General features: G+C 55.3%; 11 protein-coding genes and 3 tRNA genes. 10 read left to right on the forward strand and 4 right to left on the reverse strand.

Annotated features, from left to right (window positions below):
- The first annotated feature begins 31 nt into the window (after positions 1 to 31).
- Entirely contained in the window at positions 32 to 1,534 is a 1,503-nt protein-coding gene (gene yjeM / locus OGV82_RS20695) for a glutamate/gamma-aminobutyrate family transporter YjeM (protein ID WP_047459482.1), read from the forward strand.
- Between the two features lie 84 nt (positions 1,535 to 1,618).
- On the opposite strand, the gene mscM is transcribed toward yjeM, so the two are convergent.
- The 3 genes from mscM to rsgA all read right to left on the reverse strand — a co-directional run bounded on the left by mscM (position 1,619) and on the right by rsgA (position 7,074).
- Positions 1,619 to 4,945, reverse strand: coding sequence for a miniconductance mechanosensitive channel MscM (gene mscM, locus OGV82_RS20700; RefSeq protein WP_101744338.1), 3,327 nt, complete (start codon positions 4,943 to 4,945; stop codon positions 1,619 to 1,621).
- A gap of 16 nt (positions 4,946 to 4,961) precedes the next feature.
- Positions 4,962 to 5,930, reverse strand: a complete 969-nt coding sequence (asd, locus tag OGV82_RS20705) for an archaetidylserine decarboxylase (RefSeq protein ID WP_012134448.1) — start codon at positions 5,928 to 5,930, stop codon at positions 4,962 to 4,964.
- Positions 5,931 to 6,021: 91 nt separating this feature from the next.
- Complete coding sequence (gene rsgA, locus OGV82_RS20710; protein WP_047459476.1) at positions 6,022 to 7,074, reverse strand: small ribosomal subunit biogenesis GTPase RsgA; 1,053 nt, start codon at positions 7,072 to 7,074, stop codon at positions 6,022 to 6,024.
- A gap of 106 nt (positions 7,075 to 7,180) precedes the next feature.
- On the opposite strand from rsgA, the gene orn reads away from it, so the two are divergent.
- The 4 genes from orn (at position 7,181) to OGV82_RS20730 (ending at position 8,374) form a co-directional block, all read left to right on the forward strand.
- Positions 7,181 to 7,726 (forward strand): oligoribonuclease, encoded by a 546-nt coding sequence (gene orn / locus OGV82_RS20715; RefSeq protein WP_047459474.1) that lies wholly within the window; start codon positions 7,181 to 7,183, stop codon positions 7,724 to 7,726.
- 277 nt (positions 7,727 to 8,003) lie between these two features.
- A tRNA-Gly gene (locus tag OGV82_RS20720) sits at positions 8,004 to 8,079 on the forward strand.
- 68 nt (positions 8,080 to 8,147) lie between these two features.
- Positions 8,148 to 8,223: transfer RNA gene (locus OGV82_RS20725), tRNA-Gly, on the forward strand.
- Between the two features lie 75 nt (positions 8,224 to 8,298).
- Positions 8,299 to 8,374, forward strand: a tRNA-Gly gene (locus OGV82_RS20730).
- A gap of 269 nt (positions 8,375 to 8,643) precedes the next feature.
- Here the strand turns inward: OGV82_RS20730 and queG are convergent.
- Entirely contained in the window at positions 8,644 to 9,783 is a 1,140-nt protein-coding gene (queG, locus tag OGV82_RS20735) for a tRNA epoxyqueuosine(34) reductase QueG (protein ID WP_047459472.1), read from the reverse strand.
- Here queG and nnr point away from each other — a divergent pair.
- Genes nnr through miaA form a run of 5 tightly spaced genes read left to right on the forward strand, consistent with a single transcriptional unit; the run spans position 9,782 to position 15,922 of the window.
- Complete coding sequence (gene nnr / locus OGV82_RS20740) at positions 9,782 to 11,329, forward strand: bifunctional ADP-dependent NAD(P)H-hydrate dehydratase/NAD(P)H-hydrate epimerase (RefSeq protein WP_047459466.1); 1,548 nt, start codon at positions 9,782 to 9,784, stop codon at positions 11,327 to 11,329. The two genes, queG and nnr, sit on opposite strands and share 2 nt — an antisense overlap.
- Complete coding sequence (gene tsaE / locus OGV82_RS20745; RefSeq protein ID WP_012134443.1) at positions 11,301 to 11,762, forward strand: tRNA (adenosine(37)-N6)-threonylcarbamoyltransferase complex ATPase subunit type 1 TsaE; 462 nt, start codon at positions 11,301 to 11,303, stop codon at positions 11,760 to 11,762. Before nnr ends, tsaE begins: the two co-directional genes overlap by 29 nt.
- 16 nt (positions 11,763 to 11,778) lie before the next feature.
- Positions 11,779 to 13,110 (forward strand): N-acetylmuramoyl-L-alanine amidase AmiB, encoded by a 1,332-nt coding sequence (amiB, locus tag OGV82_RS20750; protein WP_012134442.1) that lies wholly within the window; start codon positions 11,779 to 11,781, stop codon positions 13,108 to 13,110.
- A 9-nt stretch (positions 13,111 to 13,119) separates the two neighbouring features.
- Positions 13,120 to 14,979 (forward strand): DNA mismatch repair endonuclease MutL, encoded by a 1,860-nt coding sequence (gene mutL, locus OGV82_RS20755; RefSeq protein WP_047459463.1) that lies wholly within the window; start codon positions 13,120 to 13,122, stop codon positions 14,977 to 14,979.
- Positions 14,972 to 15,922 carry a tRNA (adenosine(37)-N6)-dimethylallyltransferase MiaA gene (miaA, locus tag OGV82_RS20760; protein ID WP_047459461.1) on the forward strand — a complete coding sequence of 317 codons (951 nt, stop codon included), beginning with the start codon at positions 14,972 to 14,974 and terminating at the stop codon, positions 15,920 to 15,922. Before mutL ends, miaA begins: the two co-directional genes overlap by 8 nt.
- The last annotated feature ends 79 nt before the right edge of the window (positions 15,923 to 16,001 follow it).

The following is a 16,001-nucleotide window of genomic DNA, read 5'->3' on the forward strand; positions in this document are numbered from 1 at the left end:
AGCCAACGTGCCCAGAGTAAGGGATGGTTTCATGAACCAGACAATAAAGAAGATGAGCCTGGCTGGCCTCATCCTGATGATATTTACGTCCGTTTTTGGTTTTGCCAATAGCCCGTCGGCGTTTTATTTAATGGGGTATAGCGCGATCCCGTGGTATATCTTTTCTGCATTATTATTCTTTATTCCATTTGCCTTAATGATGGCTGAAATGGGTTCTGCTTATCGAAAAGAAGAAGGCGGAATCTATTCGTGGATGAATAATAGCGTTGGCCCGCGTTATGCGTTTATCGGCACTTTTATGTGGTTCTCCTCCTATGTTATCTGGATGGTGAGCACTGCGGCGAAAGTCTGGGTGCCTTTCTCTACGTTCTTGTTTGGTGCAGATATGACGCAGCACTGGCGGATCGCCGGGCTTGAACCGACGCAGGTTGTTGGTCTGCTCGCCGTCGGCTGGATGATTCTGGTGACCTGTATCGCATCAAAGGGAATTAATAAAATTGCGCGTATTACGGCAGTAGGGGGGATTGCCGTGATGTGTCTTAATTTAGTTTTGTTGTTAGTGAGTGTCGCTATTTTGTTATTAAATGGTGGGCATTTTGCGGAAAATATTAATTTTGTCTCCTCACCCAATCCCGGATATCAATCCGGCCTGGCCATGCTCTCATTTGTTGTTTTCGCTATTTTTGCCTACGGCGGAATTGAAGCGGTAGGCGGCCTGGTGGATAAAACAGAAAAGCCGGAAAAGAATTTTGCGAAAGGAATTGTTTTTGCGGCAATTGTTATTTCCGTTGGTTATTCGCTGGCGATATTTTTATGGGGTGTTAGCACCAACTGGCAACAGGTATTAAGTAATGGCTCCGTTAACCTCGGAAATATCACCTATATTCTGATGAAAAGCCTGGGGATGACGTTGGGTAACGCGCTGCATCTGTCGCCGGAAGCGGCAATGGCGACCGGCGTCTGGTTTGCGCGTATCACTGGCCTCTCCATGTTCCTTGCCTATACCGGCGCGTTCTTTACGCTGAGCTACTCGCCATTGAAGGCCATTATCCAGGGGACGCCAAAAGCGCTGTGGCCTGCGCCGATGACGACGCTGAACGCGGCAGGTATGCCAGCTACCGCAATGTGGATGCAGTGTCTGCTGGTGAGTCTGTTTATTCTGCTGGTCTCTTTTGGCGGTGATACCGCGTCGGCGTTCTACAACAAACTGACGCTGATGGCGAACGTGTCGATGACGTTGCCGTACCTGTTCCTCGCGCTGGCCTTCCCGTTCTTTAAGTCTCGCGAAGGCCTGGAACGGCCATTTGTGATCTTCAAAACCCATGTTTCTACGATGCTGGCAACGGGCGTGGTCGTGCTGGTGGTGACGTTTGCGAATGTGTTTACCATCATTCAGCCGGTGATTGAAGCCGGGGACTGGAATAGTGCGCTGTGGATGACCGGCGGCCCGATATTCTTCTCGCTGTTAGCGATGGCGATTTATCAGAACTACAGCCGCCGGATGGCGAAACAGCCTCGGTGGGCGGTGGAGTAATCTTTTTGCCGTTACCCGGCCTACGCGTTCATTGCTGTTCTGTAGGCCGGATAAGGCGAAGCCGCTATCCGGCATTATTACGGCTTACAAACTTCCCGCCGGGCGACTTTTCCTGGCGGCGGATGTCAGCGTTCTTCCAGTCTGCCTGCCATTCAGGCTTTCCAGGCGCATCTGGAACGGCGGGAATGGCATATCAATACCGTGCTCATGGAAGCCCGCCAGAATCAACTGGTGGATTTCATGGCGCAACGGCATACGGTGCCCCATCTCTGCGGCATAGATACGCAGTTCGAAGATCTGAATCCCCTGTTGCAGGTCAACCAGGAATACTTCCGGCGCCGGGTTGTCAATCACCAGTGAACAGCGGTGCGCCGCAGTCAGCAGAATTTGCGTCACCTCTTCGCTGTTAGCGTCTGACGGCGCCGGGATGGTCAGCACCACACGCGTTACCGAATCAGACAGCGACCAGTTGATAAACTGCTCGGTGATGAACGCTTTGTTCGGCACGATAATCTCTTTACGGTCCCAGTCGCTGATGGTGGTGGCGCGGGTGTTGATTTTGGTCACGCTGCCGGTAAGGTCGCGAATGGTCACCGTATCGCCAATACGAATCGGCTTTTCGAACAGGATGATTAAGCCGGAAATAAAGTTGGCGAAGATCTCCTGTAAACCAAAGCCCAGACCGACACCGAGCGCGGCGACCAGCCATTGTAACTTCGACCATTCAATGCCAATCATCGAGAAACCGACCAGCCCGCCAATCAGCATCAACAGATACTTGGTGATGGTGGTGATGGCGTAGCCGGTGCCGGGCGTCAGATCCAGATGCTGCAAGAGCGCCAGCTCCAGCAGTGCGGGCAGGTTACGCACCAGTTGCGTGGTGATGATAAACACCAGGATCGCAATCAACACCGCGCCCAGCGTAATCGGCTCCAGACTTTCAACCCCTTGCACCGTGGAGGTGACATCCCACAGCGAGATATTCTCCAGGAAGCCAAAGGCGGAATGGATTTCCGACCACAGCACAATGACCGACAGCAGGGCGATAAGCATCAGGATAGAACGTACCAGGCGCAGCGACTGGGCGCTGATGGCGTCGAGATCCACTTCGCTTTCATCCACTTCGACGGCCCCTTCGAGGCTGGTGGAGTGGGCGGGTTCTTCTTCACCGCGCGCACGTTGCGCCAGCATTTCGGCCCGGCGATGCTTAGCGCGATCGAACGCCAGACGGCGACGCTGAATCAGCATCCAGCGGCGAATGACGTGATAGATAACCAGCAGCAGGAACCAGATGGCAACGGAGGTCTCCAGTCGTGCCAGCAGCGCCTGCGCGGTGGCCAGATAGCCGACAGCGGCCGCAAGGATCGCAATGAGCGGCGCGCCCATCAGCAGGTTCCAGAGCATACTGTTGACCATATTGTCGCCGCTGCCCTCTTTATCGAGGTACAGCGGGATACCGGCGCGCTTCAGGCTCAGCGTGACAATCGCGAGCGCGCCGCAAATCAGGATGAAGCAGAGACGCCCCAGCGACGCGGAGAACTCCCGATCGTTAAGATTATCAAACATAATCAGCGCCATAATGAGCGGGACAATCAGCCCGATGCTCATCAGGTAATAGCGCATGGCGCGCGCGACACGGTTTCGGGGCCAGCCAAAATGCGCCACAAACAGACCGTTAGGGCGGGCAAAGGTGGCGCAAATCATGACGACCCACAGCAGCGGAACCGTTGCTGTCACTCCGTCGCCGATGGCGACGGCCAGAGGATAAGGCCATGCCTCCTGCAACCCATAGCCCAGCGTGGCCCACAGTACGGGCAGCGGGGAGGCGACCAGAATCGACCAGAACACGGTGCGCAGCGTCAGCCAGAAGTGATCCTGCGTGACTTTCCCGACGCGGGAGGATGAACGCTCCAGAAAACGGGTGAAATGTTTGCGCGAATAGAGACTAAAACCAACCAGCACCAGCGCGCCAAACAGCGGCAGCAACGTCTCCTTGCTGGTAAGCATCATGATGCTGGCTTTGCCGAGCTGATTGAACGTATCCAGTGAGATCAGTCGACGCAGATCCTGAACGAGGCTGATAGGCCACGAGAGCGACATCGGACTCACGTCAGACGTCCAGAACAGGTAACGGTGAGTGGCTTCGTTGACCTCTTTCAGCGCGTCTTCCAGTTGACTATTGGACACTTTCAGCTTGGTGAGTTCGAGGATCAGCGTATCACCGCCCTGCAACAGTGAATTCAGCAGCTCGCGTTGGGTACGCAGTTGGGCGTCAAGAATGCGGCTCTGCTCAGAGGTCAGCGTTTGACCGCCGTCCTGGCGAATCTGACGTAGTTGCGGTTGTTTGTTGAGCAGGTCTTCGTAGCGCATACGGTGTACGCGCAGTTGCGCCATTTCGGTATCTAACTGCTGCGGCTTGGGCATTTCCGGGAGACGCGATACCTGTGCGCGCAGGGCTTCCCCCAGCATATTCGATACGCCTAACCACTGCGACTGTTCCCGCAGGGTGTTCAGGGCCTGACGAACCTGTAGCGTCTGGCTGGTGGCCTGGCGTTGCTGTGAGGCCACCAGATCCATGCGTTGCGCCTGCTGGTTAAGCGCCTGCGACAGCTCGCGGTTCACCTTGAACTGTTCGATAATGCCCGGCGGCAGGTCAGCGCTGTTTTCCGCCAGCAGTTCGGTGCTTTCCAGCGCTCGCTCTGCTTCTCGTTGGCGCTGGCTGTTTAATTGATTGCGTAATGCCTGCAACCAGGCATCCAGCTGTTGGCTCTGTTTTTCCGCCAGTTCGGAGCGCATTCGCGCCAGTTCCTGACGGTTATTCGCCGAAAGCTGCGCCAGTTCCAGCTCATCAACCTGCGCTTTGAGTCTGGCGGATTCGGCCTGCATACTCAGATTTTGCGCCTGGTTGAGCGGGGAGTTGCCGCTGGCGGTGCCAATGCGCCGCTCAATCTCATTTAACTGGCGACGGGTATCCGTTTGCTGTTGTGGAAGCTGGCTTAACGAATCGGCGATTTCACGAGCGCGCTCTCGCTCCTGCTGGGCCTGACGGCTTTTATCCAGCAACTGGCTGCTGACCTGGAGGATCTCCTGGCTTAGCGCATCGGTGGACATGCCTGGCGGCACGCTGCGCGGTTCATCGCGCAAGTTATTGAGCTGTGCGCGTAGCGTCGCGGACAGCTTAGGGAAATTGTCGATAACTTGCTGATATTGTTCGGCGCGCTCAAGAGAACCTTTTCGTTCCTCAAGCGCGTTCAGCGCGGACTGGAGGGCCTCTACGGCCTCTGGCTGAGCGGGTTTTGCCGCTTTAGCCTGCTCCAGTTCCTGGGCAATCAGTTTGGCGTCGGGGGCCGTCGCAGCGTACGCCCCCAGGCTGAGGCACCAGGCCATCAGAAAAGTGATAATCAGGCGCACAGCAGCGATCCTTTATTTAACTTTCGTCTTTCTTGTCGTCAACCAGCGGGCTGGCGTCGTGTTCGGCGTTGATCTCTTCTTCCGGCAGCGGCGCGGGTTCCGCTTCAGGGGTCACGAAGAGTTCGGTAGAAACGGCCAGCGGCTGACCGATTTTGGTCACTGACAGGCTTTGCAGCTGTTCAGCCAGCGTGACTTTACCCGGCGCAAACAGGTTGATCACGGTTGAACCCAGTTTGAAACGGCCCATCTCCTGACCTTTCAACAGCGCCACAGACCCTTCGCTTTCCCCTTCCGGCCAGGTCCAGCGTTTGATCACGCCTTCACGCGGCGGCGTAATGGTTCCCGCCCAGACGGTTTCGATGCTGCCGACAATGGTCGCCCCGACCAGAATTTGCGCCATTGGGCCAAACTCCGTGTCAAACAGGCAGATCACGCGTTCGTTACGGGCAAACAGGTTTGGCACGTTTTGCGCGGTCAGGTGATTCACCGAGAACAGATCGCCCGGTACGTAGATCATCTCGCGCAGGATGCCGTTGCACGGCATGTGTACGCGGTGGTAGTCGCGCGGAGAGAGGTAGGTGGTGACAAACGAGCCGTTGCGGAACAGGTCCGCCATCAGGTAGTTACCTGCCAGCAGCGCTTCCAGGCTGTAGTTGTGACCTTTCGCTTGCAGGATTTTATCTTCTTCGATTTTACCTGACTGGCTGATCACGCCGTCAGCCGGCATTACCAGTACGTTTGGATCGGTATTCACCGGACGGACGTCGTCACGCAGCGGACGAACAAAGAAATCGTTAAAGGTGCGATAGCTGGCGGTATCCGGCTTCTGCGCCTCTTTCATATCGACCTTGTAGTATTTCACGAACAGATCGATAACCAGTTTGGTCAGCCAGCCCGCTCGTTTTCTCGCGCCCCAGCCCGCCAGGCGAGTGAGCCATAGTTTCGGCAGAATGTATTGTAGCGAAAGTTTAAATGAGTTTAACAAGGTAGCCTCCAGGCCATTGTTGTTCCTGAACCGGCATTGACGCCGGCATCCTGAAAAAAGGGGACGATTCTAGCGATGCTTAGCGTAGTTGTCAGTCGTCCATATCAGAAAAGTTTTTACGTGTTTTTACCTGTGCCATGCTTTCCAGAATGCGGTGATAATTTTCGAAACGGGTTTCTGCAATTTTACCGTCTTCTACCGCTTCACGGATGGCGCAACCTGGGTCGGTATCATGCTTGCAGTCGCGATATTTGCAATGGCCCAGGTAGTCATGAAATTCGACAAATCCGTGGGTGATTTGTTCCGGTTCGAGATGCCAGAGGCCAAATTCGCGTACCCCGGGGGAGTCAATCACATCGCCGCCGTGCGGGAAGTGATACAGGCGCGCGGCGGTCGTGGTGTGCTGCCCCAGACCGGAGTTATCCGACACATCATTGGTGAGGATCGCTTCTTGCAGGCCCAGAAGGGCGTTCAACAGGCTCGATTTTCCAACGCCAGACTGCCCGGCAAAGATGCTGATACGGCCGGTTAGCGCCTCTTCTAATGGTTTGAGGCCATCTTGCGTATGGCTGGATACCATCAACACGCGATAGCCGATGTCGCGATAGATATCCATCTGCTCATTAACGAAGTCCATCCCTTCGTCATCCAGCAGATCGATTTTATTGAGCACGATGATCGGTTCAACCTGCAACGTTTCGCAGGCCACCAGGTAGCGGTCGATAATATTGAGTGACAGCTCCGGCAAAATGGCGGAGACAATGACGATTTGGTTGATATTGGCGGCAATAGGCTTCACGCCGTCGTAGAAATCCGGGCGCGTTAGCACGGAGGTGCGTTCGTGTACGGCTTCGACGATCCCTTTGACGTTAACGCCTTCAGCCGCCGCTTTACCCGGACGCCAGACGACGCGATCGCCGGTGACCAGCGAACGGATCGTGCGACGGATGTTGCAGCGGTGAATCTCGCCATTGGCGGATTCTACGTCGGCATGCATGCCAAAGCGGCTAATGACGATACCTTCAGCGGTCTCGCCGAACAGGTTGTCATCGAAGTCTGCCTTCTCCGTGGACGTTTTTAGACGACGCTGATGATTGGCTTTCACGCGGCGCTGTTGGCCTTTGGAGAGTTTATTTTTACTCAATCGTACTGGCTCCTGGTCGCCCGCAATGGGCAAAACATCTATGATACACGCTATTTTAGATGAATATAGTCACACTGACTGTGACCTCTGAAGGGTGGAAAATAGCATGAGTGCCAATGAAAACAACCTCATTTGGATAGATCTTGAGATGACCGGCCTGGATCCCGAGCGCGATCGCATTATTGAGATCGCGACGCTGGTGACCGATGCCAACCTGAATATCCTGGCGGAAGGGCCGACGATTGCGGTGCATCAGTCTGCTGAACAACTGGCGTTAATGGATGACTGGAACGTGCGTACTCATACCGGAAGTGGTCTGGTGGAGCGGGTAAAAGCCAGCACGTTTGACGATCGCGCCGCAGAACTGGCGACCATTGAATTTTTAAAAGAGTGGGTTCCGGCAGGTAAATCACCGATTTGTGGCAACAGCATCGGCCAGGATCGCCGTTTTCTGTTTAAGTACATGCCTGAACTGGAAGCCTATTTCCACTATCGCTATCTGGATGTGAGTACGCTGAAAGAGCTGGCGCGTCGCTGGAAGCCGGAAATCCTTGCCGGTTTTACCAAGCAGGGGACGCACCAGGCAATGGATGATATTCGCGAGTCGGTGGCGGAGCTGGCTTATTACCGCGAGAATTTTATTAAGCTGTAAACGGCGTGTTTGCCGGATGGCGAAGCGAAGCGTCTTATCCGGCTTACGATTTGCCTGCCGGGTGTGCTTGCGGCGGGGTGAATTTGGCGCTAAATTGTACGCTTTGCTGATAAATTCAACACTCAGAACGAAAACGGAAAAAATTGCGTTTTAGGGGGTTGCAGCAGAAAGGATTTCTCGTATAATGCGCCTCCCGTAACGACGCAGAAATGCGAATTACGACAGCAACAAATTTAATCACAGAATTTCAGATAACAGTCTGAAAAACGAAGATTAAGCGGGAATAGCTCAGTTGGTAGAGCACGACCTTGCCAAGGTCGGGGTCGCGAGTTCGAGTCTCGTTTCCCGCTCCAAAATTTGAAAGCAACACCAGATACCCAATCGCAGGATTTCAGGCAACGGTCTGAAAGACGAAGATTAAGCGGGAATAGCTCAGTTGGTAGAGCACGACCTTGCCAAGGTCGGGGTCGCGAGTTCGAGTCTCGTTTCCCGCTCCAAAATTTGAAAGTATCAGCAGATACGCACCACCCAATCGCAGGATTTCAGGCAGCGGCCTGGAAGACGAAGATTAAGCGGGAATAGCTCAGTTGGTAGAGCACGACCTTGCCAAGGTCGGGGTCGCGAGTTCGAGTCTCGTTTCCCGCTCCAAATTCTTATCTCCATAAAATTATCCACAGCGTATTTTCACGTTGGGGACCTTTTATTTTGCCTCTGAAACACTCTTGTAAACAGACTTATCCACAGGTCCAGGCATTATTCCTGGAATACAAAAAACTTCGCATGGTGAATAGTAACTTTGTAACTTATTGAAATTGATAAATTAATTATCATTTCGAAATGTTAATGCGATCACTTGACGATTTTTTCCCTCTTGAATCGCAATGTCTTTTTATTTTTATACACAAGCTGTGGATGACTCAGGCGTCGCGCGGCAGTCCCTTTTCAATGACCCTGACCAGGCGTTGTTTCTTCGGTAATTGCACCTCCACCACGCAGGTATTTCGCTTCTCAATTTGCTGCGCAATCGCCCACTCTATGTGTTCATCGAGAAGTGGGTGCTCACCCCGGCGACTTTCCAGGGCGGTAATCACGGCGTTATCCCAGGGCGCATTGCCTAACGCGACGGCAATATTTCGCAGCCAGCGTAAGTGACCAATGCGGCGAATCGCCGATCCTTCCGTAACTTTTAAAAACCAGGCTTCGCTCCAGCCAAACAGTTCAATCAGCTCTGGCGCGTGAAGATGCTTGCGGGGACTGAAATCTTCTTCATCGGTCAGTTGCGAGTAGCGGTTCCACGGGCAGATAAGCTGACAATCGTCGCAGCCGTAAATCCGGTTGCCCATTAATGGCCGAAGCGCTTCTGGTATCGCCCCCTCCAGCTCAATCGTGAGATAGGAGATGCAGCGGCGCGCATCCACCATGTAAGGCTCGACGATTGCGCCGGTCGGGCAGATGGTCAGACAGGCAACGCATTTCCCGCAGCCTTCTTCAACTGGCGTATCAATGGGGAGAGGCAAATCAATTAACAATTCCCCCAGGAAAAAGAACGAACCGGCTTCGCGGTTAAGGATTAGTGAGTGCTTACCTGTCCAGCCAAGCCCGGCTTTTTCAGCCAGCGGACGTTCCAGAATGGGCGCAGAATCGACAAACGGTCTAAAATTCAGCGAAACGCAGTGCTGCTGAATCCTCTCGCCGAGTTTTTTGAGACGGTTACGTAACAGCTTATGGTAGTCACGGCCCAGCGCATAACGGCTGACGTAGCCCAGAGAGGGATTTTTTAGGGTACTGGCGAAAGCGGCATTGGCAGGCAGATAATTCATGCGCACACTGATGACGCGTAGCGTGCCGGGCAATAATTCGTGAGGGCGGGCGCGCATCATTCCGTGGCGAGCCATCCAGTCCATTTCGCCGTGGTATTGTTTATCCAGCCATGCCTGTAATTTGGGTTCGCTGGCGCTGAGATCGGTATCGGTAATACCGACCTGCTGAAAGCCCAGTTCCAGCCCCCACTGTTTAATATTTTGCGCTAACTGATTGAGATCGAGGGGCTCTGACATGACGGACCATACAATGAAGAAAAACCCCGCAAGTATACCACACTCCATCTGGCCCGCCGATGAGATCAAACGGGCGGAACGCGAGGCGGCGGACAGCTTAGGGCTGACGCTGTATGAGCTGATGCTGCGGGCGGGGGAAGCCGCATTTCAGGTTGCACGCGACGCGTACCCCGATTCCCGGCGCTGGCTGGTGCTTTGCGGTCACGGTAATAATGGCGGCGACGGCTACGTGGTGGCGAGGCTGGCGAAAGCCGCAGGTATTGAGGTGACGCTACTGGCGCAGGAGAGCGATAAGCCGCTTCCTGAAGAGGCAGCGCAGGCGCGCGAGGCGTGGCTCAATGCCGGGGGCGTCATTCATGCGTCGGATATCATCTGGCCGGATCATATTGATGTGATTATTGACGCCCTGCTGGGGACCGGCCTGACGCAGGCTCCGCGCACCTCCCTCTCTACGCTTATTGAACGAGCGAACAGCCATCCAGCGCCGGTGGTGGCTATTGATATCCCTTCCGGTTTGCTGGCGCAAACGGGCGCCACGCCTGGAGCGGTGATGAATGTCGCGCATACCGTTACCTTCGTTGCGCTGAAACCCGGTTTACTGACGGGCAAGGCGCGGGATGTCGTGGGAGCGCTGCACTTTGACGCGCTGGGGCTGGAAAGCTGGCTGGCAAGACAAGAAGTTCGTATCCAGCGCTTTGCGGCTTCGCAACTTTCCCACTGGCTGACACCACGCCGCCCGACGTCGCATAAAGGCGATCATGGTAGGCTGGTCATTATTGGCGGCGACCACGGGACGGCGGGAGCGATACGTATGACCGGCGAAGCGGCGCTGCGTGCCGGTGCAGGATTAGTGCGGGTGCTGACGCGCAGCGAAAATATCGCGCCGTTGCTGACCGCCCGTCCCGAACTGATGGTGCATGAACTGACGCCTCAATCTCTCGATGACAGTCTGCAATGGGCGGACGTGGTGGTGATCGGCCCCGGGCTCGGACAGCAGGAATGGGGTAAAAAAGCGCTACAGAAAGCTGAGAATTTTCGCAAACCGATGCTCTGGGATGCGGATGCGCTGAACCTGCTGGCAATCAATCCCGATAAACGTCACAATCGCGTGATCACGCCGCATCCGGGGGAAGCCGCGCGGCTACTGGGTTGTTCTGTCGCAGAAATTGAAAGTGATCGCTTACTTTCAGCACGTCGTCTGGTAAAACGGTATGGTGGCGTGGCGGTGCTGAAAGGTGCGGGAACGGTCGTCGCCGCCCAATCGCATGCGTTGGGCATTATTGATGCCGGTAACGCCGGGATGGCCAGCGGTGGAATGGGCGATGTGCTTTCCGGCATTATTGGCGCATTGCTTGGACAGAAGTTTTCCCCGTATGATGCAGCGTGTGCGGGATGTGTTGCCCACGGTGCGGCGGCGGATGTTTTAGCGGCGCGTTATGGCGCCCGCGGCATGCTGGCAACCGATCTCTTTTCTACGCTACAGCGTATTGTTAACCCTGATGTGATTGACGTAAACCATGATGAATCGAGTAATTCCGCTACCTGACGAGCAGGCGACTTTAGACCTGGGACTACGCGTAGCGAAAGCCTGTGACGGTGCGACCGTCATCTATTTGTACGGCGACCTGGGGGCGGGAAAAACCACCTTCAGCCGGGGATTTCTACAGGCGTTGGGCCACAAAGGCAATGTGAAAAGCCCGACCTACACGCTGGTTGAACCCTATACGCTCGATAACTTAATGGTGTATCACTTCGATTTATACCGACTTGCGGACCCTGAGGAGCTGGAATTTATGGGGATCCGTGATTATTTTGCCAACGATGCCATTTGCCTGGTGGAATGGCCGCAACAAGGTAAAGGTGTACTGCCTGACCCGGATGTCGAAATACACATAGATTACCAGGCGCAAGGTCGTGAGGCGCGCATTAGTGCTGTCTCCTCATCAGGTGATTTGTTGCTGGCGCGTTTGGCCGGTTAACCTTAAGGGTGGCGGGATGATTTATCGCATCAGAAATTGGGTGGTGGCAACGCTGGTCCTGCTGTGCGCGCAGGCGGGGGCCGCCAGCCTCTCCGATATTCAGGTATCTAACGGCGATCGGCAGGCGCGGATTACGTTCAGTTTTATCGGCGATCCTGATTACGCGTTTTCGCAAGAAGGTAAACGTACCGTCGCGCTGGATATCAAACAGACCGGCGTGATTCAGGGACTGCCGTTGCAGTTTAGCGGCAACAACCTGGTAAAAGCGATTCGCTCCGGTACGGCGAAAGACGCGCAGTCGCTGCGGTTGGTTGTCGATCTGACGGAGAACGGTAAAACCGAGGCCGTGAAACGACAGAGCGGCGGTAACTATACCGTGGTCTTTACCATCAACGCCGATACGCCTCCGCCGCCACCTCCACCGCCTGTCGTCGCAAAACGCGTTGAGACGCCGGTGGTTGCTCCGCGTCCGACTGAACCTGCGCGAAATCCGTTTAAAACAAACCAGGATCGCGCTACCGCTGTCACCAGCAGCAATACGGTAACGCGCCCGGCAGCGCGGGCGACATCCAGTAACGGCGACAAAGTGGTGATTGCCATTGATGCCGGTCACGGCGGGCAAGACCCCGGCGCTATTGGCCCCGGTGGGACGCGGGAGAAAAACGTGACGATTGCTATCGCCCGTAAGCTGCGCACGCTGTTGAATAACGATCCGATGTTCAAAGGCGTATTGACCCGCGACGGGGATTATTTCATCTCCGTGATGGGGCGCTCCGACGTGGCGCGTAAGCAGAACGCCAATTTCCTCGTCTCCATTCATGCGGATGCCGCGCCAAACCGCAACGCGACGGGCGCTTCGGTATGGGTGCTGTCAAACCGTCGCGCCAACAGCGAAATGGCGAACTGGCTGGAAGAACATGAGAAGCAGTCTGAGCTACTGGGCGGCGCGGGCGATGTGCTGGCGAACAGTCAGGCTGACCCCTACTTAAGCCAGGCGGTGCTGGATTTGCAATTCGGTCATTCCCAGCGCGTAGGGTATGATGTGGCGACAAACATGTTAGGTCAGTTGCAGCGCATTGGTTCGCTGCATAAGCGTCGCCCTGAACACGCCAGCCTCGGCGTGTTGCGTTCCCCGGATATCCCCTCGGTGCTGGTTGAAACGGGCTTTATCAGCAACAGCGGCGAAGAACGTTTGCTGGCAAGCGATGCTTATCAGCAGCAGCTGGCAGAGGCGATTTACCAAGGGTTGCGTAACTACTTCCAGGCGCATCCGGTGCAATCCGGGCCGCAGAGCGCTCCGGCGCAAACGGCCAGCGCGGTGTCGCCGGGCGAGTCGTTGATTAACTAAGGATTTTACATGCCGATTCAGGTTCTACCGCCGCAACTGGCGAACCAAATTGCCGCAGGTGAGGTGGTAGAGCGACCTGCGTCGGTTGTGAAAGAACTGGTGGAAAACAGCCTTGATGCAGGGGCGACGCGGATCGATATTGATATCGAACGCGGCGGCGCAAAGCTTATTCGTATTCGCGATAATGGCTGCGGAATTAAAAAAGACGAGCTGGCGCTGGCGCTGGCTCGCCATGCCACCAGTAAAATCGCCTCGCTTGACGATCTCGAAGCGATTATCAGCCTCGGATTTCGCGGCGAAGCGCTGGCAAGTATCAGCTCGGTTTCGCGTTTAACCCTCACGTCACGTACCGCGGAACAGGCGGAAGCCTGGCAGGCCTATGCCGAAGGGCGTGATATGGACGTGACGGTAAAACCGGCGGCGCATCCAGTCGGCACCACGCTGGAGGTGCTGGACTTGTTCTACAACACGCCGGCACGGCGCAAGTTTATGCGCACCGAGAAAACCGAGTTCAACCACATTGACGAAATTATCCGCCGCATTGCGCTGGCGCGCTTCGACGTCACCCTTAATTTGTCGCACAACGGTAAAATGGTGCGCCAGTACCGCGCGGTTGCGCAGGACGGGCAGAAGGAACGTCGATTAGGCGCGATTTGCGGCGCACCGTTTCTGGAACAGGCGCTGGCGATTGAATGGCAGCACGGCGATCTGACGCTGCGCGGCTGGGTGGCCGATCCTCACCATACTACGGCGGCGCTGGCGGAAATCCAGTACTGCTACGTGAACGGCCGCATGATGCGCGACCGGTTAATCAATCATGCGATTCGTCAGGCCTGTGAAGACAAACTGGGCGGCGATCGGCAACCGGCATTTGTGCTGTATCTGGAGATTGACCCGCATCAGGTGGATGTGAACGTGCATCCGGCGAAACATGAGGTGCGTTTCCACCAGTCGCGGCTGGTGCATGATTTCATCTATCAGGGCGTATTGAGCGTGCTACAGCAGCAGCTTGATGCGCCGTTGTCGCTGGCGGAAGAAGATCCTGCGCCGCGTCATATCCCGGAAAACCGCGTGGCGGCCGGGCGTAATCATTTCGCTGAACCGGCCTCTGCGCGGGAACCCGTCGCGCCGCGCTATTCCACGTCGTCAGGGGCAACCGGCGAACGTCAGCCTGCTGCCAGTTGGCCGCATGCCCAGCCGGGCTACCAGAAACAGCAGGGCGAAGTGTACCGCCAGCTGTTACAGACGCCCGCTCCGCGACAACCGGCGCTTGCACCGGAAGCAGAAACGGCAGCGCCGTCACTGGCAGGGCATAGCCAAAGTTTCGGTCGCGTGCTGACTATTGTCGGCGCGGATTGCGCATTGCTTGAGCGTGACGGCAATATCCACCTGCTGGCGCTGCCCGTGGCGGAACGCTGGCTGCGTCAGGCCCAACTGACGCCGGGGCAGACGCCGGTCTGCGCCCAGCCGTTGTTGATTCCGCTGCGCTTAAAAGTGTCGGCGGAGGAGAAATCCGCGCTGGAAAAAGCGCAAACACCACTGACGGATCTGGGGATTGAATTCCAGTCAGATGCGCAGCATGTGACCATTCGTGCAGTGCCTTTACCCTTACGCCAACAAAATTTACAAATCTTGATTCCTGAACTGATAGGCTACCTCGCGCAGCAGTCAGCGTTTGACGCGGGCAATATTGCACAATGGATTGCGCGGAATTTGATGAGTGAACATCCGCAGTGGACGATGGCGCAGGCCATTACGCTGTTGGCTGATGTAGAGCGGTTATGTCCGCAGCTCGTGAAGGCGCCGCCGGGTGGTCTGTTACAACCTGTTGATTTACATTCGGTGATGAACGCCCTGAAACATGAGTGATGTAAGTAAGGCGAGCCTGCCAAAGGCGATTTTTTTGATGGGGCCGACGGCCTCCGGCAAGACAGCGTTAGCAATTGAATTGCGTAAAGTTTTGCCTGTAGAGTTGATAAGCGTTGATTCCGCCCTTATTTATCGGGGGATGGACATCGGTACGGCGAAGCCGACAGCTTCAGAGTTAAAGGCCGCTCCGCACCGATTGCTGGATATTCTCGATCCGGCGCAAGCGTACTCAGCAGCGGATTTTCGTCGCGATGCGTTAGCGGAAATGGCGGAGATTACTGCGGCGGGGCGTATTCCGCTGTTAGTGGGCGGCACCATGTTGTATTTCAAGGCGTTGCTGGAGGGACTTTCGCCCTTACCGTCGGCGGAACCCGAAATCAGAGCCCGAATTGAGCAACAGGCGGCAGAGCAGGGATGGGATGCGTTGCACCGACAGCTTCAGGATATTGATCCGGTCGCTGCCGCACGGATTCATCCAAATGATCCGCAAAGACTTTCCCGGGCACTGGAAGTTTTTTTCATTTCGGGTAAAACTTTAACGGAACTGACGCAAACGTCAGGAGACGCTCTACCGTATCAGGTGCATCAGTTCGCCATCGCCCCGGCGAGCCGTGAACTGCTCCATCAGCGAATTGAGCAGCGTTTTCATCAGATGTTGGCTTCAGGTTTTGAAGCAGAAGTTCGGGCGCTTTTTGCCCGTGGAGATTTGCATACGGACTTGCCTTCCATTCGTTGTGTGGGATACCGCCAGATGTGGTCATACATTGAAGGCGAAATTTCATATGATGAAATGGTTTATAGAGGTGTTTGCGCCACGAGGCAGTTGGCGAAGCGTCAGGTAACCTGGTTGCGTGGTTGGGAAGGAGTACGCTGGCTTGACAGTGAAAAGCCTGACCAGGCGCGAAACGAAGTATTGCAGGTTGTTGGTGCTATCGCGAACTGAATGTGTACAATTGAGACGTATCGTGCGCAATTTTTCAGAATCGAAAGGTTCAAAGTACAAATAAGCATATAAGGAAAAG

It is taken from the genome of Citrobacter sp. CK191 (assembly GCF_030333435.1).
GTDB classification, from domain to species: Bacteria; Pseudomonadota; Gammaproteobacteria; order Enterobacterales; family Enterobacteriaceae; genus Citrobacter_B; species Citrobacter_B koseri.